Source organism: Burkholderia sp. LFS061, from assembly GCF_047978125.1.
Taxonomy (GTDB): Bacteria; Pseudomonadota; Gammaproteobacteria; order Burkholderiales; family Burkholderiaceae; genus Burkholderia; species Burkholderia pyrrocinia_C.
Genome location: NZ_JBFPFS010000007.1, coordinates 24,365 through 48,760 on the forward strand (window position 1 = coordinate 24,365; position 24,396 = coordinate 48,760).

Sequence of the window (24,396 nt, forward strand, 5' to 3'; positions counted from 1 at the left end):
GACGTGCCAGACCGGAAAGCCGGCGGACATTCGCCGCACCGATCCTGCCGGCCGCGCGATCCGAACCGAAGCGCATCGTTCAAACGCCGCCACCGCCTTCCGCGTCACGGCCGTCAACTAAAAATCGGCGACCTTGCCCCACGCGGATTCGCCGAATCGGCCGGGCCGATACGGCAGCGGGTCCACGATCGGTTGCGCACCGGTGGCGAGATCCGCGATCAAGTGGCCTGCGCCCGGGCCGATGCCGAAGCCGTGCCCGGAAAAGCCGGCGGCCAGGATCAATCCCGGCAAGCCCGGCACTTCGCCGATACCCGGGACGCCATCCGGCGTGCTGTCGACAAACCCGGCCCATGCGTGCGTGATCGTTGCTTCGCGAAGTTCGGGCAGCAGTTCGACGGCACGGCGGTACGTTTCGGTGACGGTCGGCATATCGGGTTTCGGATCGAGAATTCGCACCCTCTCCATCGGTGTCGGTGCATCGAGCCGCCACCGCTTCAGCGTTTCGTGGCCGCCGCGCATGCCTTCGAGGCCGCCCGGAAGAAGGCTGCGCCAGCGCTTCGCGAACATCGGCACGAAATACGGCGCGAATCGCAGGAACTGCGGCGTCACGTCCACGCGCGCGCGGCCGCTGATGGCCAGTGCGTAGCGTCCGTCGCTGCGGCGCGTAATGGACACGCCGGAGGTGTACAGCGCATCCGGCAAGCGCTGCTCGACCGGCGACACGCTCAGGATCGACTGGCGGATCGACGCCTGGGGAAACCGGATGCCGAGCTGGCGGCAGAACGACGACGCCCACGCGCCGCCGGCGAGCACGGCCGTCCTGGTCTTGATCACCCCGGCTTCCGTGACGACGCCGGAAACGCGCCCGCCCTCGCGTTCGATGCCGCGGGCCGCGCACTGCTGGATGACGCTGCCACCGAGCTTCATCAGTGCAGCGGCCACGGCCGGCGCGGCCTTCGCCGGATCGGCGGTGCCGTCGGTCGGCGAAAAGACGCCGCCCTTCCACGAGCGCCCGGTGGGCTGCCCGCGCTCGCTCGCCTGCCGGCTGTCGAGCATGTACGTCGTCACGCCCGCGGTCTTGGCGAACTCGCCCCAACTGGACCAACGCGACAATTCGGCTTCGTCATTGCTCAGATACAACAGCCCGCAACGATGAAAACCGGTGTCTTCGCCGGATTCGGCGGCAAATCGTTCCCACAGATCGAGGCTCTTGCTTGCCATCGGCAACTCGCGCTCGTCGCGGTTTTGCTGTCGGCACCAGCCCCAGTTGCGGCTCGACTGCTCCGCTCCGATCCTGCCCTTCTCGACCAGCGCGACCGACACCCCGCGCCGGGCCAGGTAGTAGGCGGTAAAGACGCCGATGATCCCGCCTCCGATCACGACGACGTCGGCCGCGGCCGGCAGCGTGGGCGAAGTTTGTATGTGCTGCAGTGGAGGTGACATGATCAATGTTGCTCGGTTGAAACCTGGACGTTTTGCACGACGTAGAACTTCGCCACGCGATCGCTGCTTTCCCACCCAACCGGTGCGCCCCGCGGTACGAAAAGCGCGTCGCCGGCGCCGAGCGACAGCACGCTGCCGTCAGGCGCGGCGAAGCGTACGCTGCCGGCCAGCAGTTGCATGAACTCGTTCACGCGATGCGGGCGAACGATCCGATGATACGGCGTCGAATCCCACGTACCCGCGCAGTAATCCGCGCCGTCGTCGACGAAGACGTTGTCGCTGCGGCATTGCGGAGCGGGACCGAGCAGCACGTCGGCCGGCAGCGATGCGGACGGCTTGAAGTCGGCGTCGGCGCGCAGCGCGAAGAGGCCGCGCTTCGTCGGGTTCGTGCAAGCCGCCGCGCAGAACATGAAAAGCACGGGCGATGCCGCGCTGACGCGAACCGTCGTGCCGCTGCCGATGACCGCCCCAGCTTGCGGGCCGAGCACCAACGGCGCCGCTCCGGGCACTTCGAGCGTCAGCTCGCCTGCCACGACGACGATGGTTTCAATGTGCGGAAAGCTCGGCACGTCGAGTTCGCCGACGAAGCCGATACGGCCCGCGGCCATCGAGTCGGGGCCTTCCCATGCGATTTCACGATGTGGCCCGAACGGGTCGTTCTCGCCGAACGGCTTCCTGCGGAAAACAGTCGACAAAGGCGTGCCGTCGGCACGGTGCAACACGAACGCTACGGTCATTTCTGCTCCTGCGCATGGCGCGACGATCTTGTTGAAATATCCCTGGACGGTACCGGAAATCGTCGTTCTCGCGACTTCGCATCCGTAAACAGTCAGGAGTATTGATTTGTTCGATAACGCGTATTCGTTGCGAAATAATTGAATCGCGCCGCTGGTGGTTCGTGCCTCCAATTATGCGGTGCAGGTCTTCCCGATTGATTAACCTCCAGCAAAGCGATCGTTAAGCACGGTTTAATGACCACGCCATGGCCGGCAGGCGTCTTCACCGGGCAGCCAGGGCCGGTCGCAACCGCGTGCCCGCGCTTGCGCTTACGCGGCGTGACAGGACGCGTCCCGGCGTTCGGCGCGCGTACGCATCGACGTGGTTCGCCCCGGCGCCCCACCCGAGCGCGCGCTCACGTAATCGCGCGGCGTAATCCCGAGCACCCGCCGGAAATGCCGGCACAGATGGCTCTGGTCGAAGAACCCGACCTCGGTCGCCACGACCGACGGCGCCACGCCGCCGCGCAGCAAGTCCTGCGCTCGCCGAACCCGTACCAGACACAGATACCGATGCGGCGACAGCCCGATTTCGCTGCGAAAACGCGCGGTGAAACGCGACACGCTCAACCCGGCCACCGCCGCGAGCGTACCGAGATTCAGCGGCTGCGCGAACGACGCATCGATCGTGCGCAGCACGTCGTCGATGGCCGTCGATACGGGGCGCCCGACGCCGGCAGCGCGGAGCACCGCACTTTCGACCGGCTCGTGGAACAGATCGACCATGTTCGCCGTCCTCATGCGGCCGCCCGCGCGGTAGTGGCCGGCGCGACGAAGCGCGCGATCGCGAACGGCTCGATCGGCGTGCCGGCCGCGCCGGTGTCGATCAACCGCGCCATGGTGCCGCCGACGCCGGGTGCGAACCGGGAGCGATGTTCGCGGACCCCGAACGCACGATAGAGGCGACGGCCACGTCGGCGCGCCCTTCGGCGGGCCCTTCACGGCCGGCGCGACACGCGCGGCGAATATCCAGCCAGTACGATTCGGGTTTCATCGGATCCTTTCCAAGCCTTCCGGCGACGACGATCGGCGATCGCTCGTTGAAAACCATTTAATCACCATCAAGAAGCGCAGTTGCCGCGTATTCGGGTACGGCGCACGCACAATCCACCGTTTTTCGCGACCGCCGCGGCAGCCTGTGCGGAAAGCCGATCGCCGGCGCACGCGAGCACGGAAAACGAACGGTGCGACACGCTACAGGCGCACCGGCTGCACCGGCGGGACGACCGCCGCCGGCTCGGCCTGGAAGCGCGTCAGGTCGTCCTCGCTGCGATGGCACAGCACCTGCGCGCCGTTGTCGAGGGTGCGCAGCACGGGTGCCGTTTGATTGCATACGCCGTCGATCCGCATCGGGCAGCGCGACAGGAACGGGCACAGCCCGGTGTTGTCCGCGCTCGCACCGATCGGCACCAGCGGCCGGTGGCAACGCTCGGCCGCATCGTCGAGCCAGCCCGCGCGCAGTTCCGGCGCCGACGACACGAGCAGGTGCGAGTACGGGTGATAAGGCGGCGCGCACAGCGCGTCGCGACTACCCGTCTCGACGCGGCGACCCGCGTACAGCACGACGATGTCGTCGCTGATCGCGCGCACCTTGGCGATGTCGTGCGTGATGAACACGTACGACACGCCGAGTTTCGCCTGCAGTTCGCGCAGCAAGTCCATGATCGCGGCGCCGACCACGGTATCGAGCGCCGACGTCACTTCGTCGCACAGGATCAGGTCGGGCTCCGCCGCGAGTGCGCGCGCGAGGTTCACGCGCTGCTTCTGCCCGCCGGACAGCTCGCCGGTGCGCCGCCCCGCGACCGCCGGCGGCAGCCGCACGAGTTCGAGCAGCTCCGCGACGCGCTGCCGCGCACGCGCGCCCTTGATCCCGTGATAGAACGCGAGCGGCCGCGCGAGCGTGCGCTCGACGGTATGCACCGGATTGAGCGCGGTATCCGCGTTCTGGAACACGATCTGCACGCGGCGATGCTGCTCCTTCGTGCGCTTGCCGATATCGAGCGCGAGCGGCTCGCCGTCGAGCAGGATCTGTCCGCCGTTGGCCGGCACGAGGCCCGCGATCACCTTCGCGAGCGTCGTCTTGCCCGAGCCCGATTCGCCGATCACGCCGACCGTCTGCCCGCGCCCGATGCGCAGGTCCACTTCGTGCAGGATCACTTTCGCGGGCAGGCCCTTCGCGGTGCGGGCGCCGTATCCGGCGACCGCGCCGCGCACGTCGAGCAACGGCGCAGGCGCGGCGGCCGCGGGTTTCGCGTCGCGTTCGGCGCCGTTCGGCGTGACCGCCGCGATCAGGCTCTGCGTGTACGGGTGCGCGGGCGCATGCAGGATCTGTTCGGTATCGCCCGACTCGCGGATCACGCCGTCGCTCAGCACGACGATCCGGTCGGCCATCTGCGCGACGACCGCGAGATCGTGCGACACGTATACCGCGCTCATGCCGTAGCGCCGGATCACGCTCTTGAACGCCTGCAGCACGTCGATCTGCGTGGTCACGTCGAGCGCCGTGGTCGGCTCGTCGAGGATCACCAGTTCCGGATCGGTGATCAGCGCCATCGCCGCCATCAGCCGCTGCAACTGGCCGCCCGACACCTGGTGCGGATAGCGCTTGCCGATCGTTTCCGGCTCCGGCAGCGCGAGCGCGCGGAACAGCTCGACCGCCTTCGCCTGCGCGTCGCGCTTCGACATCGTCCGGTGAATCAGCGCGCTCTCGATCACCTGGTCGAGGATCGTGCGCGACGGGTTGAACGCGGCGGCCGCGCTCTGCGCGATGTACGCGACCTTGCGGCCGCGCAGCGCGGTCAGCGCCGGCGCGGACAGCGCGCATACGTCGGTGCCGGCGAGCTTCACCGAGCCGCCCGCGATCCGGCAGCCGGCGCGCGCATGGCCCATCAACGCCAGCGCGATCGTCGTCTTGCCGGAGCCGGACTCGCCGATCAGCGCGAGCACCTCGCCGCGCCGGATCTCGAAGTCGACGCCGTGGACGATCGTCGTTTCCGCGCCGCCCGGGCGGCCGCCGACGACACGCAGCCCGCTGACCTCGACGAGCGGAGTCGATTCATGTCGCATCAGTGTTCTCCCGCGGCGGCGGCCGCGCCCTTGCGGCGGCCGCGATGCGGCAGGCCGTCGATCAACAGGTTGACGCCCACCGTCAGGATCGCGATCGCGACCGCGGGCATGATCGCGACGGCCGAGCCATCGCCGAGGCTCGCGATGTTCTCGCGCACGAGCGAGCCAAGGTCCGCGTACGGCGGCTGCACGCCGAGCCCGAGAAAGCTCAGGCCGCTCAGCAGCAGCACGACGAACGTGAAGCGCAGCCCGGTATCGGCGAGCATCGGGTGGATCATGTTCGGCAGCATCTCGACGCACGCGATGTACAGCGCGCTCTCGCCGCGCGCTCGCGCCACCTGCACGAATTCGAGCGTGCTGATGTTCACGGCCAGCGCGCGCGCGATCCGGTACGAGCCCGGCATGTAGCTGACCGCGGCGGTCAGGATCAGCAGCGGCAGCGACGAGCCGAACGCGGCGACGAACATCAGCGCGAACATCTTCGACGGAATCGACGTGAGCGCGTCGAGCAGCCGGCTCATCGTCTCGTCCACAGCGCGGCCCGACACCGTCGCGAGCAGCCCGAGCGTCGTGCCGGTCAGCGCGGCGAGCAGCACCGCCGCGAGCGCGAGCAGCACGGTCAGCCGCGTGCCGTACAGGATCCGGCTCAACATGTCGCGGCCGAGGAAGTCCGAGCCGAACGGCAGCTTCGCGCTGAACGGCGCGAACACGTCGGGCGTGACGATCGTGCCGACTTCGTGCGGCGCGAGGAGCGGCGCGAACACCGCGACGAACAGCATCAGGCCGGCCATCGACAGGCCGATCCAGCCGCCGGCGGTCAATGCCGGGCGCATCGCGCGGCGCTTGCGCGGCTGCTCGGGAGAAGGTGCGGCAGGCGGCGTGTCGCCCCACGACGGGCGCGGATCGCCGGGCGGCGGCAGCGCGCTGCTGCGTTGTACGGGTTCGGTCGGGTGCATGTTCGGCATCTCGGGAGAAGGACGGGACGGTCAGGTCCGCAGTCTCGGGTTCGACACGATCGAGCACAGATCGGCGAACAGCACGAGCGTCAGATAGGCCACGCAGAAGATCAGCGTGCACGCCTGCACCAGCGGGAAGTCGCGGTTGCCGACCGCATCGACCATCAGGCTGGCGAGGCCCGGATAGTTGAAGATCGTCTCGACGACGATCACGCCGCCGAGCAGATACGACAGGCTCAGTGCGACCGCATTGGCGATCGGCCCGATCGCGTTCGGCAGCGCATGGCGCAGCACGACGCGCGCGGGGCTCGCGCCCTTGAGCACGGCCATCTCGACATACGACGCGCTCAGTTGCTCGATCACCGCGGCGCGCGTCATCCGCGCCATCTGCGCGATCACGACCGCGCACAGCGTGAGCACCGGCATCGCATACGCGCGCAGGAAATCGTGGACGCTTTCGATCGGGCCGCTGTACGACAGCGCGGACAGCCAGTGCAGCTTCACGGCCAGCACGAGCACGGCGACCGTCGCGATCAGGAATTCCGGCGTCGCGACGAGCGACAGCGTGCCGAGGCTGATCACGCGATCGACCACCGACTCGCGCTTGACCGCCGCGAGTATCCCGAGCAGCAGCGCGATCGGTACCGATACGGCGGTCGTGATCGCCGCGAGCGCGAGCGACTTCGGCAGGCGCCCGCCGATCATGTCCGACACCGGCATGTCGCCGGACAGCGAGCGGCCGAAATCGCCGTGCAGCAACCCGGCGAGCCAGTGCACGTAGCGCACGTGCGCCGGCATGTCGAGGCCGAACTGCTGGCGCAGCGCGGCGATCGTTTCCGGCGTCGCCGACTGGCCGAGCGCGGCCTGCGCGGCATCGCCCGGCAGCAGGTTCGTGATCGTGAAGATGATCGCGGACACGATCAGCAACGTCAGCGCGGTGACCGCGATACGCCGGCCGATCAGCCCGATGAGGATTCGGTTCATGCAGCGGCACTCCCGGAAAGGCCGCGCGCGGCCGGGGCGGTGGCCCGCACCGGCCGCGCGGCGGCGGCAGGCGACGGCGTCAGGCGTTCCACCATACGTGTTCGGCGAACATGCCGCCCATCATCGGGCCGGTCGGAATCGAGCCGAGGCCCGCGAGCCGCTTGTCGTACCCGTCGAGGAAACTGATGAACGCGGGGATGCCGACCCTGCCCTGCTGCGCGACGATCGCCTGCATTTCGCCGTACATCTGCTTGCGCTTCGCATCGTCGGTCTCCGAACGCGCGGCGAGCAGCAACTGGTCGAACTTCGCATTCTTCCAGCCCGACTCGTTCCACGGTGCGTCCGACTTGAAGAACTGCGTGAACAGCACGTCGGCGCTCGAACGCGGGTTGATGTTGCCGAAGCCGAGCGGATGCTTCATCCAGTGGTTCGACCAGTAGCCGTCGGGCGACACGCGGTTCACCTGCAGGTTCAGCCCGATCTTCTGGCCGGCCTGCTGCAGCAGCACGGCCATTTCGATCGACCCGTTCGCGTCGGACGTCGCATAGACCGGCGGCAGCGCGACGCCGAGCGCGCCCGCCTTGCGGAACAGGAACTTGGCCTTGTCCGGATCGTACGACCGTTGCGGCAGCGACGCGTTGAAGTAGCGATGACCCGGCGGAATCGGCTGGTCGTTGCCGATCACCGCGTAGCCGCGAAACACGGCCGAACGGATCTGCTCGCGATCGAACAGGTACTTCATCCCTTCGACGAAATCGGGGTTCGCGGTCAGCGGGCTTTCGCTGCGCATGATGAGGTCGGTATAGAGCCCCGACTTGGTTTCCTTCAGCGCATAGCCGGGCGTCGACGCGACGCGCTGCGTCGAGCGCGGATCGATCGCGTTGATCAGGTGCACGTCGCCGGACAGCAGCGCGTTCAGGCGCGCGGCGCTGTCGCTGATGCCGATCAGCTCGATCTCGTCGAGATACGGCATCCCGGGCTTGAAGTAGCTGTCGTTGCGCACGCCGACCGTCGACACGCCCGGCTTGAACGCCTTCAACTTGTACGGGCCGCAGCCGATGCCGGTCGTGAAGTCGGTCGTGCCGTCCTTGACGATCACGAGTTGCGGCGTCGCGAGGATCACCGGCAGATCGGCGTTCGCGCTCGTGAGCGTCAGCGTGACTTCGTCCGGGCCGGTCGCCTTCGCGTCGGCGAACTGGTCGGCGAGCGGCTTGACCTTCGATGCGGTCGCCGCGTTCTTGTGGCGCATCAGCGAGAACACGACGTCGGCCGGCCCGACCGGTTTCCCGTCGTGGAACGTGACACCCTTGCGCAGCTTGACGATCCAGGTCTTCGCATCGGTCGTCTGCAGCGACTCGGCGAGATTCATCTGCGGCGTCAGGCTCGCATCGAGCTGCGTGAGGCCGCTGTAGAACATGAAGAAGCGGACGTAGTCGGCGCCCGTCGAGCCCTTGGCCGGGTCGAGCGTATCGGCCGTCGAGCTGGATTCGTTGGCCACGCGGATCTTGCCGCCGCGCTTCGGTGCGGGCGCGGCGAACGCCGGCTGCGTCCCCATCAGCAGTCCGCCGGCGCCGGTGGCCATCATGCCGCCCGCCGCCATGATCCGCATCATGTCGCGGCGCGTGAAGCCGCGGTGATCTCCGCCGTTGTCGATATCGTCGCTCATCCGAACTGCTCCTGACTGTGGAAAGTGGGTCCTGGGGTCCAGCGTGGTTCGTGGTTCCCGTCGCGCCCGCCTGCTGGTAGCGAGTGCAACGTCGTACGCATTGAGTTCATTTAAGCACCGCCAAAATGGCGGTTGTCGCGATTCGGGGCACCTGCACGACACGATTCGACCGTTTTGGGCCGTCCGCGCAGCATGAATTGCTGCGCGAGCGCGTGTGCCGCGTTGTCTTCCCGTCGCCCCGCGACACATGCGCGACGAAGAGAATCGTAAAGCGACGGCCGCCGCAGATTGCACCGACAAAATTGCCCGTTCGGCATCCGAAACGCGTTCGACGGCCCCAAACCGCATGTTTTGCGTCGATTGCACGCTCGCGGGCCGGTGCGGGTCGAAACGAGCGAAATGTCCCGGGCGCCGGCCGCGCGCGCGTGCGACCGTGAGCCGCCCTCGCAGCCGCCGCGCCGGGGCGATTTCCCACCACCGCGAGGACACCCGCGCATGAAAGTTCAGAAGATTTCCCGCTCCGTCGACACCGACTTGCCCGAAGACCGGGGCACGGCCGGATTGCCCGGCACCGGGCGCGCCCGCGTGTCGGGGCGGCAGGTCGTGATCCCGGGCAGCGAGGCGTTCGACACCGGCGTGTTCGAATGCACGCAGGACACTTACCGGCGCGGAGTGAAGGAAGCGGAGGTGATGCATTTCCTCGCCGGCGCCGGCATGTTCGCGCCGGATGGCGAGGAAGCGATCGAGTTCGGCGCGGGCGACACGCTGTTCTTCGCCGCGAACACCGAAGGGCTGTGGGACGTGCGCGAGACGATGCGCAAGGTGTATGTGATCTTCTGACGCGGGCGGGCCGCGCATGCGCGCCGCGCCCGGTTTCTCCCCCGGGCAGGCCGCTCAGCCGGCCAGCCGGAACACCGCTACCGCGGACCTCAACCGCGCCGCCTGTTCATCCAGCGAGGAAGCGGCCGCGGCAGCCTGCTCCACGAGCGCGGCGTTCTGCTGAGTGACTTCGTCCATTTGCGACACCGCCTTGCCCACCTGTTCGATGCCGGTACTTTGCTCGGCGGAGGCCGTGGAGATCTCGCCCATGATGTCGGCCACCCGGTCGATCGACCGGACGATCTCCGTCATGCGCGTCCCCGCCGCCTCGACGAGCCGGCTGCCGCTGCCGACCTTCTCGACCGACACCTCGATCAGCCCCTTGATGTCCTTCGCCGCCGCGGCGCTGCGCTGGGCAAGCGAGCGGACCTCCGAGGCCACGACCGCGAACCCGCGCCCTTCCTCGCCGGCTCGCGCCGCTTCGACCGCGGCGTTGAGCGCAAGAATGTTGGTCTGGAACGCGATGCTTTCGATCACGACGGTAATGTCGGCGATCCGCACCGACTCTTCGGAAATCTGCCGCATCGTTTCGACGACCTCCTGCACGGCGGCACCGCCGAGTTCGGTCGCCTCCTTGGCCGTGGTGACGAGCGCATTGGCCTGACGCGCATTCTCGGCATTCTGTCTGACCGTCGACGTGATCTGTTCCATGCTGGCGGCCGTTTCCTGCAGCGACGCGGCCTGTTCCTCCGTGCGTTGCGACAGGTCCAGGTTGCCTTGCGCGATCTCGCCGGTGCCGACGGCGATCGAGTGGGTCGTGGTCTGGATTTCGGCGATCGTCTCGGTCAGGCGCGCTTTCATTTCGCCGAGCGCCGCGAGCAGGCTGCCCGGCGCGGCCTTGGCCGCATCGAACTCGACGTCCAGTTCGCCGGCGGCGATGCGCGCCGCGATGTGCGTCGCGTGCGCCGGCTCGCCGCCCAGCGTGCGCCTGACGCTGCGCAGGACGCCCCATGCGATTGCCGCCAGCGTCGCGGCGATGACGAGCGCGATGGCGCCCAGCACCGTCGCGAGCCGCGTGAAGGCCGCGTCGATATCGTCGTAAAAGAATCCCGTGCCGATCCACCAGTTCCAGTCCGGAATGGCGACCACGCCCTGCAGTTTCGGCACCGCATCCGCGTCGGGGCTGCGCTTGACCAGCACGTCGACGAGCGCGAAATGCGCCTGCGCCATCCCCGCGCGGTAAGCCTCGCTATCGGTCAGGCCGCCGGTCGTGCGGTTGCCCTTGGCCCGCGTGCCGACGAACTTCGCGTTCGGGTGAACCAGGTTGACGCCGTCGGCAGTCGTGACCCAGTAGTAGCTTTTCGTATCCGCGTTGAGCGCCGACAGCGCGGCTTTTGCCTGCTGCTGGGCCTGATCCGCGGTGAGCGTACCGCTCGCCTGCAACGCGCGGTACGAATTGACCAGATGTTCGGCCTTCGTCAAAAGAATGACGATCTCTTCGCGACGGCTGTCGATCAGCGCGCCGCGCAGCGTGTGCAGCGACATGGCGGCAAGCAATACGACACCGAGCAGCGCGGCTGCGACGAGCATCAGCAGTTTCGTGGACAACTTCATGCGGGGCCTCGCGATATTAACCATTCGGTACATATATCGGCGTTGGCGGCTCTACCTTGAACGGCACCGCATCGGTAATTACCCTTGTTTCGTGCGCCGATCGTACGCGCACGACGAAGCGGCCGGGCCGGCCGCTCCTGGATTCGCCCCGGGTGTGCCCGGGTGGCTGCTCGTCGCACGGCACATTCGCGCGCAGCCGGCGCGGCGCTTACAGGCCGAGCTGCGTCGCGAGATGGCCGATGTCGGACACCTCGTAGTAGTTGTAGAACGGCGTGCCGGGCTCGTGGCCGCGATTGACGAACGCCTTGTGCTTGATCCCGAGATCCTCGGCCGTCATCAGGTCGTAGCGCAGGCTCGACGACACGTGCAGCACGTCTTCGGGCTTGCAGCCGAGCTTGCCGAACATGTATTCGAAGCCCTGCATGCGCGGCTTGTACGACTGCGCCTGCTGCGCGGTGAACACAGCGTGGAACGGCGCGCCGAGCTTGTCGACGTTGCTCATGATCTGGTCGTCCATTGCGTTCGACAGGATCACCAGCTTGTACTTCTTCGCGAGTCGCGACAGGCCGGCCGGCACGTCCGGATGCGGGCCCCAGGTCGGAACCGCATGATAGAAACGCTCGGCCTCGGCTTCGTCGAACGTCACGCCGATCCGCGCGCAGGTGCGACGGATCGCGTTGACGAGGACGTCGCGGTACGGCTTCCAGGCGCCGAGCACCTCGTCGAGCCGATAAGCGGCGAACGCGCGCACGAAGTCCTCCATCGCGACCGGCGACAGCCGGTCCGCGTAAATCTCGCGCGCAAGCTCCGCCATCCGGAAGCGGGTCAGCGTGCCGTAGCAGTCGAACGTGATGAACTTCGGTTCAAATTGGATCATGATGACGTCCTGTCGGTGTGAAGCCCCGGCAGGGCCGGGGACGGGCTGGGTTCAACGAAATTGAATCAGGGCAAAAAGTCGTTCGCACATCGTTCGGCGCCGCCCAAAACGCACAATCGCCGCGAGTTGCCCGGATCGTGCAGCACGATGTGCGGCACGATCCGGCGAGCCTCGCGAAAACCCGGGCAGGCTGCCGGCCGACGCGGCTCGCCGGCAAGCGGCAGCGACACCGTGCCTTCATCGTAGTGGCATTCCCACAGCAGGAGTTGCCGGATCGGCAGCGCGCGCCGGCACGATACGCGTGTTCGTTCGCGCCGATCGAGCGGGTTTGCGTCGATCTGACGCGAGCGGCCGCTGCCGCCGGAAAACAGGCGAATCGTCCTATCCGCGCCGCGGCGGCGCTGGCAGAGTCGAGATGTCATTCCTACCCATCCGGAGTCCGGCGTGGCCGACCTCAATTCTTCCAGCACGCTTACCTATCGCCCGTTCGCCGAAACCGACCTGCCCGCCGCGCACCGGCTGTCGGAGGCGGTCAAGTGGCCGCACCGGCTCGACGACTGGCGCTTCGCGCTCCAGCTCGGCAGCGGCTTCGTCGCCGAAGACGAATCCGGCGTCGTCGGCACCGCGCTCGGCTGGCGCTTCGGCGAGTCGCACGCATCGCTCGGCATGGTGATCGTGTCGCCCGAGCGCCAGGGCCGCGGCATCGGCCGCGAACTGCTCGCGCGCGTCGTCGACAGCCTCGGCCCGCGGACCGTGTTCCTGCATGCGACGCCGGCCGGCGAGCCGCTCTACGTGAAGTTCGGATTCGGTGCGATCGGCACGATCGACCAGCACCAGGGCGCCGCGTTCCAGCCGCCGCTGATTTCGCTGCCACCCGGCGAGCGGCTGCGGCCGCTCGGCACCAACGACGGCCCGCGACTCGCGGCGCTCGCAGCGCGCGCGGCCGGCTACCCGCGCGATGCGGTGGTCGATGCGCTGCTCGGCGTCGCCAACGGGATCGCGCTCGATCGCGACGGCGAACTGCTCGGCTTCGCGCTGTTTCGCCGTTTCGGCCGCGGCCACGCGATCGGCCCGGTGATCGCACCGGACGCGCTGCGCGCGCAGGCGCTGATCAGCCACTGGCTCGCGCTGCACGAAGGCATGTTCGTGCGCGTCGACGTGCCCGGTGACAGCGGGCTGTCGGACTGGCTGCAGGGGCTCGGCCTGCCGCGCGTCGATACCGTCGTCGCGATGGCGCGCGGTGCGGCGCCCGCGCGCGATCCGGCGCTGCGCGCATTCGCCATCGTCAACCAGGCGCTCGGCTGAGCGGCACGCACGATGAGCTTCCTCTACAAGGCCGACCCGGTGCGCGGCGCACAATGGGCGCAGCGCTTCGCGCAACAGGCGCCCGATCTCGCGTTCCGGATCTGGCCGGACATCGGCGATCCGCGCGCGGTGCGCTACCTCGCCGCATGGCAGCCGCCCGACGATCCGGTCGCGCTGCTGCCGAACCTCGAGATCGTGTTTTCGGTCGGCGCCGGCATCGATCAATTCGACCTGTCGCGCGTGCCCGCGCACATTCCGGTCGTGCGGATGATCGAGCCCGGCATCGTCGACGGCGTGGTCGAATACGTGACGCAGGCCGTGCTGACGATCCATCGCGACCTGTTCGACTACGCGGCGCAGCAACGCGCGCAGGCATGGCACGAGCGGCCGGTGCGCGCGGCCGCATCCCGCCGCGTCGGCGTGCTCGGGCTCGGCACGCTCGGGCAGGCCGTGCTCGACACGCTGCGGCGCTTCGGCTTCCCGTGCGCAGGCTGGAGCCGCACGCCGCGCACGCTCGACGGCATCGACTGTTACGCGGGCGACGCGGCGCTCGATGCGTTCCTGGCCCGCACCGACATCCTGATCTGCCTGCTGCCGCTGACGGACGGCACGCGCGGGCTGCTCGGCGCGCGCGTGTTCGACGCGCTGCCGGCCGGCGCGTCGCTCGTGCAGGTCGGTCGCGGCCCGCAGCTCGACGCGGCCGCGCTGCTCGCCGCGCTCGACAGCGGCCGCCTCGACAGCGCGATCCTCGACGTGACGGACCCCGAACCTTTGCCGGCCGGACACCCGTTCTGGGCTCATCCGCGCATCCGGATCACGCCGCACATCGCGAGCGCGACGCGGCCCGATACCGCGGTCGATGCCGTGCTCGCGAACCTCGCGCGCCATCGCGCGGGCCAGCCGATGATCGGCGTCGTCGATCGCATGCGCGGTTACTGACGCGCGCGCCCGGCCCGGCGGGGCGTGCAGCAGAAAATGCCGAAGCGCCCCGTGCAAACGCCGTATCCATACGTTTCGAGCGACAAATTGAAGACGCGTGCGGATTTCCCGCCCGGTAGCATGAACTCACGCTGACACCCAACGAGAGTCCCGCCCTGCCATGACCTACTCCGCGCTGATCGAAGCCGATCGTCAACACCTGATTCATCCGGTCGTCAATTACCGTACGCACGAGACGCGCGGCGTCACCGTGCTCGACTCCGCCGACGGCGTGTTCCTGCGCGACGCGCAAGGCCACACGCTGCTCGACGCGTTTTCCGGCCTGTGGTGCGTGAACGTCGGCTACGGCCGCGACAGCATCGTGAAGGCCGCGGCCGACCAGATGGCGAAGCTGCCCTACGCAACCGGCTATTTCCATTTCGGATCGCAGCCCGCGATCGAGCTTGCCGAGCGGCTCGCGGCGCTCGCGCCCGCGTCGCTGAACCGCGTGTACTTCACGCTCGGCGGCTCGGACGCCGTCGATTCCGCGGTGCGCTTCATCACGCACTATTTCAACGCGACCGGCCGCCCGTCGAAGAAGCACATGATCGCGCTCGAGCGCGGCTATCACGGCTCGTCGTCGATCGGCGCCGGGCTCACCGCATTGCCCGCGTTCCATCGCCATTTCGATCTGCCGCGCGCCGACCAGCACCACATTCCGTCGCCCTACCCGTATCGCCACCCGCTCGGCGACGATCCGCAGGCGCTGATCGCCGCGTCCGTCGCCGCGCTCGAAGCGAAGGTCGCGGAACTCGGCGCGGACAACGTCGCCGCGTTCTTCTGCGAGCCGGTACAGGGCTCCGGCGGCGTGATCGTGCCGCCGGCCGGCTGGCTGAAGGCAATGCGCGACGCGTGCCGGCGCCTCGGCATCCTGTTCGTCGCCGACGAGGTGATTACCGGCTTCGGCCGCACCGGCCCGCTGTTCGCGTGCGAGACCGAGCAGCTCGATCCGGACTTGATGACCGTCGCGAAAGGGCTGACGGCCGGTTATGCGCCGATGGGCGCGGTGCTGATGTCCGACGAAATCTATGAAGGTATCGCGGGCAGCCGCGCCGACACCGCGGTGGTCGGGCACGGCCACACGTATTCCGCGCATCCGGTCAGCGCCGCGATCGGCCTCGAAGTGCTGAAGCTCTATCACGAAGGCGGGCTGCTCGCGAACGGCCAGGCGATGGCGCCGCGTTTCGCCGCGGGGCTCGATGCGCTGCGCGCGCATCCGCTCGTCGGCGACGCCCGTTCGGTCGGCCTGCTCGGCGCGCTCGAGCTGGTGGCCGACAAGGCACGCAAGACGCGCATCGACCCGGCGCTGAACCTGCCCGACAAGATCGCCGCCGCCGCGTACGCGAACGGCGTGGTGTTCCGCGCATTCGGCGACGGCGTGCTCGGTTTCGCGCCGGCACTGAGCTTCACCGCGGGCGAGTTCGACCTGATGTTCGAACGCGTGCGCAAAACGCTCGACGACGTGCTGGCCGACGCGGGCGTGCAGCGCGCGCTCGACGCCGCCCACGCGCAGCCGGCATGACGCGGGCATGAAGCGGGCGAGGGAAAGCCGGACTTGTGGCGGCTACCGTTCGACTCTAAAGTAACCGGACATTCCATTTCTGCCTTCTCACGCGAACATGACGGACAGCAAGCTAGACCGGATCGACCTGCGCATTCTTTCCCAGTTGCAGAAGCGCGGGCGCATGACCAACGTCGAACTGGCCGATGCGGTCGGGCTGTCGCCGAGCCCGTGCCTGATCCGCGTGAAGCGGCTCGAAAAAGCCGGCTACATCGCCGGGTACGGCGCGCACATCCAGCTCGAGAAGCTCGGCGACGTGCAGGTGGTGTTTACCGAGGTCACGCTCGCCGACCACCGGCGCGAGGACTTCGACCGGTTCGTCGCGGCGATCCGCGATGTCGACGAGATCGTCGAGTGCCATCTCGCGAGCGGCGGCTACGACTATCTGCTCAAGTTCGTCACGCGCAGCGTGAGCCACTACCAGACGATCGTCGAAGGGCTGCTCGAGCAGAACATCGGCATCGAGAAGTATTTCAGCTACGTGATCATCAAGTCGCCGTTCGTCAAGCGGCACTACCCGCTCGAATCGCTGTTCGGCGAACGGCACTGACGAGCGGCGGGCGGCGGCCACGCCGTACGCCCGTCGTCGCGACGCGCCCGCCTGCCGCCGTCGAGCCGCCCTCATCCAAGGATCTGACATGTCACTTACCCTCTCCCGCACCGAACTCGTTCGCAGTGCAAACCTGATCGACGGCGCGTGGCGCGACGCGCTCGACGGCCGTCGCTTCACGATCACCGATCCGGCGACGCTCGAACGCGTGGCCGACGTGCCCGACAGCGGTGCGGCCGACGCACGTGCCGCGACCGACGCGGCCGTGCGCGCGCTGCCCGCGTGGCGCGCGACGCCGGCCCGCGAACGCGCGGCGGTCCTGCGCGCATGGCATGCGGCGATCGTCGCGCACACCGACGATCTCGCGAAACTGATGTCGCGCGAACAGGGCAAGCCGCTCGCCGAAGCGCGCGGCGAAGTCGCGTATGGCGCGTCGTATGTGCTGTGGTTTGCCGAGGAAGCGACCCGCACCTACGGCGACCTGATTCCGCAACAGCAGCGCGGCAAGCGGCTGAGTGCGGTCAAGGAGCCGATCGGCGTCGTCGCCGCGATCACGCCGTGGAATTTCCCGCTCGCGATGATCGCGCGCAAGATCGCGCCCGCGCTCGCGGCCGGCTGCACGGTCGTCGCGAAGCCGGCCGAGGACACGCCGCTCACGGCACTCGCGCTGGCGTTCCTCGCGCAGGAAGCCGGCGTGCCGCCCGGTGTGCTGAACGTGATCGCCGCATCGCGCGAGCACGGCATCGACGCGGTGGCCGACTGGCTCGCCGACGGCCGCGTGCGCAAGATCACGTTTACGGGATCGACGCCCGTCGGCAAGCTGCTCGCACGCGAATCGGCCGCAACGCTCAAGAAGCTGTCGCTCGAGCTCGGCGGCAATGCGCCGTTCATCGTGTTCGACGATGCCGAACTCGACGCCGCCGTCGACGGGCTGATGGCCGCCAAGTTCCGCAACGGCGGCCAGACATGCGTGTCGCCGAACCGCGTGTATGTGCAGGCCCGAATCTACGACGCCTTCGCCGCGAAGCTCGCCGCGCGGGTCGGCGCGTTGAAAGTTGCCCCGGCAACCGACCCTGCCGCGCAGATCGGCCCGATGATCAACGCACGCGCGGTCGACAAGATCGCGCGCCATGTCGACGATGCGCTCGAGCGCGGCGCCCGCGTGCTGACGGGCGGCAGGCGCCTGCCCGAACTGGGGCCGAACTATTACGCGCCGACCGTGCTCGCCGATGCTGCCGCCGGCATGCAGCTCGGTTGCGAGGAGACGTTCGGGCCGGTCGCCGCGCTGTTTCCGTTCGATACCGAGGATGAAGCCGTCGGCGCCGCGAACGACACGCCGTTCGGGCTCGCCGCGTATTTCTACACGCAGGACGTCCGGCGCATCGCACGCGTGTCGGCGCGGCTCGAAACGGGCATCGTCGGCATCAACGAAGGCGCGCTCGCGAGCGAGGCCGCGCCGTTCGGCGGCGTGAAGGAATCGGGCTACGGCCGCGAAGGTTCGCGCTACGGCCTCGACGACTACCTGTCGATCAAGTACCTGTGCCAGGGCGGGCTCGACTGATCGCGCACGGCCCGACACGACGCGCTTCGTCGACCGGGGCAACCCTACCGGGCTCGAACATTTCCCGGACACCGGCACCGTGATCGGCCGGTCGAACGAGGTTCCCGTCGTGACGCCCTATCCCGACTGCGTGCTCGTGATGCCGTCGCTGCGGCAATTGCGGCCCGGCGTCACCGTCGTCCGGCTCGGGCGGCTCGTCGACGAATCCGCAGCGCCCGTCTGACGGATCGGCTTCAACCCGACCGGCGCGGCGGCCGCACACGTTTGCGGCAACGCCGCGCCGATTCGCTTCGCATGCAGACCTCCATTTCCTCGCATACCTGCCGTTAACCCGGATTTCAGCGCAGCCTCGGTCATCGCACCTGGCTTCCCCCACGAGCGCGAGCATGTCCGCATCCACTTCCATCGAGAAAATCGCCGACTGGGCGGGACGAAACCATCTTGTCGTCGGCGCGCTCGGCACACTGATGTCGCTCGCCGCGCTGAGCATCAGCGCGATGACGCTGTGGGCCATGAGAAGCGGCGTCGTCGAGCACGCGCACGAGACTTCGCGCAACGTCGCCGCCGTGCTGGTCAGCGAGATCGCACGGACCGTCGAAACGTCCAACAACGCACTGATCGCGCTCGCATCCAATCTCGGCAAGCCGGAGGTCCGGAATATGGACGCCGGGCTGCGGCACGATCTGCTGTTCCAGCGCGCGGCCGCGCAATACGTGACCGGCATGGGCGCGACGGACCAGAACGGTCGCCTGATCGACGGATGTTGCGGCCCGACTCACCATTGGGACTTCGGCGATCGCGACTACTTCAAGGTTCATCGCGACTCGGCGAACGTCGGCCTTTACGTATCGGAGGTCTATCGCGCGCGCTCGCGCAACGGCAAGGAGTCCATCGCGCTGTCCCGGCGCATCGAAGGTCCGGATCACGCGTTCAACGGGATCGCGATCGTCGCCATCGACATCGCCTACTTCGATCAGCTGCTTGCCCGACTGGACGTCGGGCCGAACGGCATCAGCGCGATCCTGCGCACGGACGGCACCATCCTGGCCAGAAATCCGCCGCTGAGCGACCACCAGATGGTCCGCCTGAGCCGATCGAAGGTCTTCGATCGCATGCTGAACCAGGAATCGGGGTTCTATGCGGCCTACTCGCGCATCGACGGAACCTTGCGGCTCTATACGTTCCAGCGGGTGCCCGGCACCCCGCTGATTGCCGTCGTCGCCCCTGCCGAGCGCGACGTGCTGGCCGGCTTCACGCGCATGTCATGGTCGGTCGGCGTGTCGGCCTCGTTCATCTGCGCGCTCTTCTGCGCGGTCGTCTGGCTGCTCGCATTCGCATTGCGGGACAATCTTCGCAAGCAGACGTTGCTGACCGATCTCACCCGCACCGATCCGCTGACGGGCCTGCACAACCGCCGCGCGCTCGACGTCGCGCTGGCCGACGAATGGAAGCGACTCCGGCGCAGCAATGAAGGCAGCCTGTCGGTGCTGTTCATCGATGCCGACCACTTCAAGCAGTACAACGACAGATACGGGCATGCGCAGGGTGACACCGCGCTGAGATTCCTGGCCGAATGCATCCGGACTCACACGCGGCGGCGCGCCGACATCGCCGCGCGCTACGGCGGCGAAGAGTTCGTCGCGGTGCTGCCGGATACGGATGAAAGCGGCGCCGCGAAGGTCGCCGAGGCCATTCGCGCCGAAGTGGAACGCAACCAGCTCGCCGGATTCGCCGAGACGGTTCCGGCTTTTACGGTGAGCATCGGATACGCGACCGGGCATCGCGCACGCCCGGCGTCCATCGACGCGCTCACGCATCAGGCAGACCTCGCGCTGTATACGGCGAAGCGCCACGGTAGAAACCGCGTGTGCCGCGGCGACACGGGAGCGTTTGCGCAATCGGCGTGAGGGCCGTTGCGGTCGACTGCGGGCGCTTTTTCCTTTCGGCGTCCGTCTCGCCCGGTAATGCAGCACACCGATCGCCGGCCGCGCGATCGTACCGCTGCCGCCATTCACCGGTTCCGGCAATCCGGCGGCTTCGCGTCCGGAACGTGACACACCTGCCGTTCCGGGCTTTCGGGCCCGCGTCGATCGACGACCTCATGGTTTTCCGGACGGATGGCGTCAATTTCGTGACGGCATCGCTTCCGGAATCACGCACTCGATAACGTCAGAAGTAAAAAACCTCTCGCGAGAACGCTCCGAATAGTGCGTTCTTGACCATTTCGAAGTTTCTCAACCCGCAAACGATTGCGTTCTTCAAGCCCCCTAAATCCTTCTTTAACCAATCCGATAATAAGGAACGCTACCCAATATCGACACAACGGATCCTGAATGATGCATAACAAACAGTTGATGGTTCGCACGAAACTCACCCTTACGTTTGGCTTCCTGACGTGCGTGGTGCTGCTCGTTTCGTTCCTCGGCATCGTATCGCTCAGCAACGCGAACGCGGTATTCGCGAATTATGTCAATGGCATCAACGCTCGCGCGGAACTGGCAGCCAAGGTACGCGTCGCCGTCGATCGGCGCGCCATCGCGGCGCGCAACCTGGTGCTCGTGACGACGCCACGCGACCTGGAGATCGAGAAGGAAGCAGCGCTGCAGGCCGACCGCGACGTCAGCGCACGAATCGCCGCACTCAAGAACGCCGTAGGTGAAGGCACCGACGCGACCGACAAGGCACGCGAGCTGGTGCGGCAGATCGACCAGATCGAGACCAGGTACGGCCCGGTGGCACGGGCCATCGTCGACGCCGCGCTGAACAACCGGCGCGATCAGGCCGTCACGATGATGAACGAACAATGCCGACCGCTTCTGGCGCAGCTGGTCGACGCATCGCAGGCCTATATCGTGTACACGCGCGAACGCGCCGTGCAGATGGTGCAAGAGTCGGAAGACCGCTATGCGTCGCGACGGGTGCTGCTCATCGTCATCTGCCTCGCCGCTGTCGCGGGCGCGGTGGCAGCGGGCGTCATCATCGTGCGAGGGCTGACCCGTTCGCTCGGCACTGAGCCGGCCACGCTCAGCGACATCGCGCAGCGCATCGCCGGCGGCGACCTCGCCGCCGGGTCCGCTACCGTCGACGCGCCGCGCGGCAGCGTGCTGGCCTCCATGCGCGAAATGCAGGCCAATCTGGTGCGCCTGATTTCGCAGGTTCGCATCGCGTCCGGCAACGTCGCGACGGGCGCGAGCGAAATCGCGTCCGGCAACCAGGATCTGTCGTCGCGCACGGAACAGCAGGCCGCGTCGCTGCAGGAGACCGCATCCAGCATGGAAGAATTGACGTCCACCGTGCGACTGAACGCCGACAATGCGCAGCAGGCAAGCTCGCTGGCCAACAACGCATCGGAAGTCGCGCAGCGCGGCAGCACCGTGGTCGGCCTGGTGGTCGAAACGATGACGGACATCAGCGACAGCTCGTCGAAAATCGCCGAGATCACCGGGATGATCGAAGGGATCGCGTTCCAGACGAACATCCTCGCGCTCAATGCGGCCGTGGAAGCGGCACGCGCGGGTGAACAAGGCCGCGGCTTCGCGGTCGTGGCCAGCGAAGTGAGAAGTCTCGCGCAACGTTCATCGACCGCCGCGAAGGAAATCCGGCAGTTGATCACGCAATCGGTCCAGAAGATCCAGGACGGCTCGCGTCTCGCGCACAATGCGGGCGACACCATGGGCCAGGTGACGCAGGCGGTGGCGCGCGTGACGGACATCATGGGCGAGATCGCGGCGGCATCGAACGAGCAGAGCCGCGGCATCGAGCAGGTCAACCTGGCCATCACGCAAATGGATGAAGTCACGCAACAGAATGCGGCGCTCGTCGAAGAGGCCGCCGCCGCATCGAAGTCGCTCGAGGAACAGGGAAATCAGCTTTCCGAGTCGGTATCCCTGTTCCGGCTGGAAGCGAGCGCATCGCACGCGTAGCCACGTCGGCGCGTCGCACCGTTGCTGACACACACTTTGCTTCCGACACCCGTCCCGTTTAGGAAAACAGACTAAACATCATTCCCCGAAAGCGGGACGCGCTCGGTCGCGCCGAATGACGTGAAGCGGTTTCGTAACCGTCGCGTCACGATCGGCCACCACAATGCTCCGTCTTCTACCCTCAGGATGGAGTTTGCATGCTTGCGTCACCGAGCCGTCTCCCGCTGCACGTCGCAGCGCTGTCGACCGCGATCCTACTGGCTGCCTGCGGCGGCGGCGACGATGTCGTCGCAACGAGCTCGACGAACGCCGCGGTCCCGGCACCGCCGGCCGACCCCGGCTTCGTCGACAGCGCGCCCGTTCCGAGCGTACCCGCGTTCGTCGACAACGTCGCGACCAACCAGCGCGGCGACGCTCGTTATGCAACGCTGTCGACCAACGCCGCCGTGCGCGTGGTGAGCCGCTTCCTCGACCTGTGGCAGCCGTCGACGATGCTCGTCGATGCGGGCGTGACCGCGCCGGCCAACGGCGCGTTTCCCGCCATCTCGCCTTCCCCCTGCACGGGGCTGCCCGGCAACGGCACGCCGTGCGGCACGAGCCTGAACGACGCGGTGCTGTCGGCGAACGTGCAATACGTGGTCAACGCGACGACCGCGCGCACGCCGCAGCAGGCCGACGCCGCCTATTACGACGACCGGCGCGGCAAGGGCTACAGCGTGACGGACGGCATGGGCCCGCTCACCGCGGCATGGCGCACCGCGGCCCAGCAGACGACCAGCATCACCAGCGTGCCGGCCGATGCCACGACCGTGCTGTACAACGACACCGGCAACAACGTCGGCGTCGGCAGCAGCGGCAACGCGAGTTTCGGGAAAGTCGTCGACCTGCTCAACGAAATGGGCAACAACGCGTCGACCGAACCCGCGAAGCGCTTCTACAAGTATGCACGGCCGTACCGCTGGAGCTCGAGCGTCGTCGTCGCGCCGACACTCGTGCCCGCGGAAAGCGCGACGCCGGCGACCGACGGCGGCTTCATCAGCGGCCACCAGGCCGAAGCGATGCGCGACGCCGTGACGATGGCGTGGCTCGTGCCCGAGCGCTTCCAGGAAATGGTCGGCCGCGGCCTCGAGCTCGGCGAGAACCGGATCCTCGCCGGCATGCACTCGCCGCTCGACGTGATCGGCGGCCGCATGCTCGCGCTGGCCGTCAGCGCGGCCAACCTCGCCGCGTACGCGAGCGACGCGCAGGCCGCGTACGGCCAGGCGCACCAGACGCTGCAGCAGCTCACCGGCACGACCGATGCGACCTTCCCGGCATTCGCGCGCTCGGGCACGACGGCGACCGACCGGTTCGCCGACTACGCGACGAACAAGGCGGCGTTCACGCGCCGCATGACGTACGGCTTCGGCGCGATCGACGCGACCGGCGCGCCGCCGGTCGTGCCGAAGGGCGCGGAGATCCTGCTGCAGACGCGCTTCCCGTACCTGGGCGCGGACCAGCGGCGCGTCGTGCTGAAGACCACCGAACTGCCGTCCGGCTACCCGGTGATGGACGATGCGGAAGGCTGGGGCCGGCTGAACCTGTTCACCGCCGCCGACGGCTACGGCGCGTTCAACGGCAACGTGACCGTCGCGATGGATGCGTCGAAGGGCGGCCTCAACGCCGCCGACCTGTGGCGCAACGACATCGCGGGCGCCGGCAAGCTGACGCTGCAAGGCAGCGGCACGCTGACGCTGGCGGGCAACAACAGCTATACGGGCGGCACGCAGGTCAGCGGCGGCACGCTCGCCGCCGCTTCCACGATGGCGTTCGGCAACGGCGACGTGTATGTCGGCTCCGGCGGCGGCATCCGGATCGCGGCCGGCGCGCCCGTCACGATCGCGACCCGCTACACGCAGCTCGACAACACGACGCTCGAACTCGACATCGACGGCAACGGCGGCGGACGCCTGCGCGTGGGCGGTGCGTTCACCGTCGCGGGCGGCACGCTGCACGTGAAGTTCGTGAACGGTTATGCGCCGAAAGCCGGCGACACCATCGCACTGATCGACGCGGTAGCAGGCGCCGCGAAGTTCTCGACGGTGACGGTCGACGGCTTCAAGGCGACGCCGGTCTATACGGCGACGGGCGTGTCGATCACGCTGTCGGCGTCATAACCGGCAGCAGGCATCGATCCGTGCGACGGCGCCGACCGCCGGTTCGCGCATCAGGGTTTGCATCGCGGGTTTTCCTTCGCAGCCCGATTGCGCGGGCGGCCGCACGCCGCCGCGAGTCGCGACTCGCGAATGGCGGATCAGCATTCGACGAGCGCCTTCAC

Annotated in this window: 19 protein-coding genes and 1 pseudogene; 10 read left to right on the forward strand and 10 right to left on the reverse strand. The window is 67.9% G+C overall.

The window, feature by feature from the left end; all coding sequences use genetic code 11:
• Positions 1-117: 117 nt before the first annotated feature.
• The 7 genes from ACNQQL_RS08405 to ACNQQL_RS08435 all read right to left on the reverse strand — a co-directional run bounded on the left by ACNQQL_RS08405 (position 118) and on the right by ACNQQL_RS08435 (position 8,891).
• Positions 118-1,443 carry an NAD(P)/FAD-dependent oxidoreductase gene (locus ACNQQL_RS08405; RefSeq protein WP_072440611.1) on the reverse strand — a complete coding sequence of 442 codons (1,326 nt, stop codon included), beginning with the start codon at positions 1,441-1,443 and terminating at the stop codon, positions 118-120.
• Between the two features lie 2 nt (positions 1,444-1,445).
• On the reverse strand, positions 1,446-2,180 hold the full coding sequence (locus tag ACNQQL_RS08410) for a cupin domain-containing protein (protein WP_204421069.1): 735 nt from the start codon (positions 2,178-2,180) through the stop codon (positions 1,446-1,448).
• A gap of 309 nt (positions 2,181-2,489) precedes the next feature.
• Positions 2,490-2,945 carry an AraC family transcriptional regulator gene (locus tag ACNQQL_RS08415; RefSeq protein ID WP_347063815.1) on the reverse strand — a complete coding sequence of 152 codons (456 nt, stop codon included), beginning with the start codon at positions 2,943-2,945 and terminating at the stop codon, positions 2,490-2,492.
• Between the two features lie 468 nt (positions 2,946-3,413).
• Positions 3,414-5,285: an ABC transporter ATP-binding protein gene (locus ACNQQL_RS08420; protein ID WP_347063816.1), complete on the reverse strand. Its 1,872-nt coding sequence runs from the start codon at positions 5,283-5,285 to the stop codon at positions 3,414-3,416.
• The gene (locus tag ACNQQL_RS08425; RefSeq protein WP_347063817.1) at positions 5,285-6,241 is read right to left on the reverse strand and encodes an ABC transporter permease; all 957 of its coding nucleotides are present in this window, start codon (positions 6,239-6,241) and stop codon (positions 5,285-5,287) included. The genes ACNQQL_RS08420 and ACNQQL_RS08425 overlap by 1 nt, the downstream gene beginning before the upstream one ends.
• 30 nt (positions 6,242-6,271) lie before the next feature.
• Positions 6,272-7,225, reverse strand: a complete 954-nt coding sequence (locus tag ACNQQL_RS08430) for an ABC transporter permease (RefSeq protein WP_347063818.1) — start codon at positions 7,223-7,225, stop codon at positions 6,272-6,274.
• Between the two features lie 79 nt (positions 7,226-7,304).
• Entirely contained in the window at positions 7,305-8,891 is a 1,587-nt protein-coding gene (locus ACNQQL_RS08435) for an ABC transporter substrate-binding protein (RefSeq protein WP_204421066.1), read from the reverse strand.
• 495 nt (positions 8,892-9,386) lie between these two features.
• Here ACNQQL_RS08435 and ACNQQL_RS08440 point away from each other — a divergent pair, with 495 nt between their 5' ends.
• Positions 9,387-9,731 (forward strand): cupin domain-containing protein, encoded by a 345-nt coding sequence (locus tag ACNQQL_RS08440; RefSeq protein WP_347063819.1) that lies wholly within the window; start codon positions 9,387-9,389, stop codon positions 9,729-9,731.
• Positions 9,732-9,785: 54 nt separating this feature from the next.
• On the opposite strand, the gene ACNQQL_RS08445 is transcribed toward ACNQQL_RS08440, so the two are convergent.
• The 3 genes from ACNQQL_RS08445 to ACNQQL_RS08455 all read right to left on the reverse strand — a co-directional run bounded on the left by ACNQQL_RS08445 (position 9,786) and on the right by ACNQQL_RS08455 (position 12,623).
• Positions 9,786-11,324 carry a methyl-accepting chemotaxis protein gene (locus ACNQQL_RS08445; protein ID WP_347063820.1) on the reverse strand — a complete coding sequence of 513 codons (1,539 nt, stop codon included), beginning with the start codon at positions 11,322-11,324 and terminating at the stop codon, positions 9,786-9,788.
• Positions 11,325-11,532: 208 nt separating this feature from the next.
• Positions 11,533-12,201 (reverse strand): haloacid dehalogenase type II, encoded by a 669-nt coding sequence (locus ACNQQL_RS08450; protein WP_072440596.1) that lies wholly within the window; start codon positions 12,199-12,201, stop codon positions 11,533-11,535.
• A gap of 65 nt (positions 12,202-12,266) precedes the next feature.
• Positions 12,267-12,623 carry a hypothetical protein gene (locus ACNQQL_RS08455; protein WP_204421065.1) on the reverse strand — a complete coding sequence of 119 codons (357 nt, stop codon included), beginning with the start codon at positions 12,621-12,623 and terminating at the stop codon, positions 12,267-12,269.
• A gap of 22 nt (positions 12,624-12,645) precedes the next feature.
• On the opposite strand from ACNQQL_RS08455, the gene ACNQQL_RS08460 reads away from it, so the two are divergent.
• The 9 genes and pseudogenes from ACNQQL_RS08460 (at position 12,646) to ACNQQL_RS08500 (ending at position 24,235) form a co-directional block, all read left to right on the forward strand.
• The gene (locus ACNQQL_RS08460; protein ID WP_347063821.1) at positions 12,646-13,506 is read left to right on the forward strand and encodes a GNAT family N-acetyltransferase; all 861 of its coding nucleotides are present in this window, start codon (positions 12,646-12,648) and stop codon (positions 13,504-13,506) included.
• A 12-nt stretch (positions 13,507-13,518) separates the two neighbouring features.
• The gene (locus tag ACNQQL_RS08465) at positions 13,519-14,445 is read left to right on the forward strand and encodes a glyoxylate/hydroxypyruvate reductase A (protein ID WP_347063822.1); all 927 of its coding nucleotides are present in this window, start codon (positions 13,519-13,521) and stop codon (positions 14,443-14,445) included.
• 160 nt (positions 14,446-14,605) lie between these two features.
• On the forward strand, positions 14,606-16,006 hold the full coding sequence (locus ACNQQL_RS08470; protein ID WP_072440589.1) for an aspartate aminotransferase family protein: 1,401 nt from the start codon (positions 14,606-14,608) through the stop codon (positions 16,004-16,006).
• A 97-nt stretch (positions 16,007-16,103) separates the two neighbouring features.
• Positions 16,104-16,595, forward strand: a complete 492-nt coding sequence (locus ACNQQL_RS08475; RefSeq protein WP_034182400.1) for an Lrp/AsnC family transcriptional regulator — start codon at positions 16,104-16,106, stop codon at positions 16,593-16,595.
• 88 nt (positions 16,596-16,683) lie between these two features.
• A complete protein-coding gene (locus ACNQQL_RS08480) occupies positions 16,684-18,156 on the forward strand; it encodes an NAD-dependent succinate-semialdehyde dehydrogenase (protein ID WP_072440587.1) in 1,473 nt (490 codons plus the stop codon).
• A gap of 46 nt (positions 18,157-18,202) precedes the next feature.
• Positions 18,203-18,379: pseudogene (locus ACNQQL_RS08485) on the forward strand (succinylglutamate desuccinylase); the annotation flags it as partial.
• A 163-nt stretch (positions 18,380-18,542) separates the two neighbouring features.
• Positions 18,543-20,063 (forward strand): diguanylate cyclase, encoded by a 1,521-nt coding sequence (locus ACNQQL_RS08490; RefSeq protein WP_347063823.1) that lies wholly within the window; start codon positions 18,543-18,545, stop codon positions 20,061-20,063.
• Positions 20,064-20,492: 429 nt separating this feature from the next.
• Positions 20,493-22,079 (forward strand): methyl-accepting chemotaxis protein, encoded by a 1,587-nt coding sequence (locus tag ACNQQL_RS08495; protein ID WP_347063951.1) that lies wholly within the window; start codon positions 20,493-20,495, stop codon positions 22,077-22,079.
• 197 nt (positions 22,080-22,276) lie between these two features.
• A complete protein-coding gene (locus ACNQQL_RS08500) occupies positions 22,277-24,235 on the forward strand; it encodes a phosphatase PAP2 family protein (protein ID WP_347063824.1) in 1,959 nt (652 codons plus the stop codon).
• Positions 24,236-24,396: the final 161 nt, after the last annotated feature.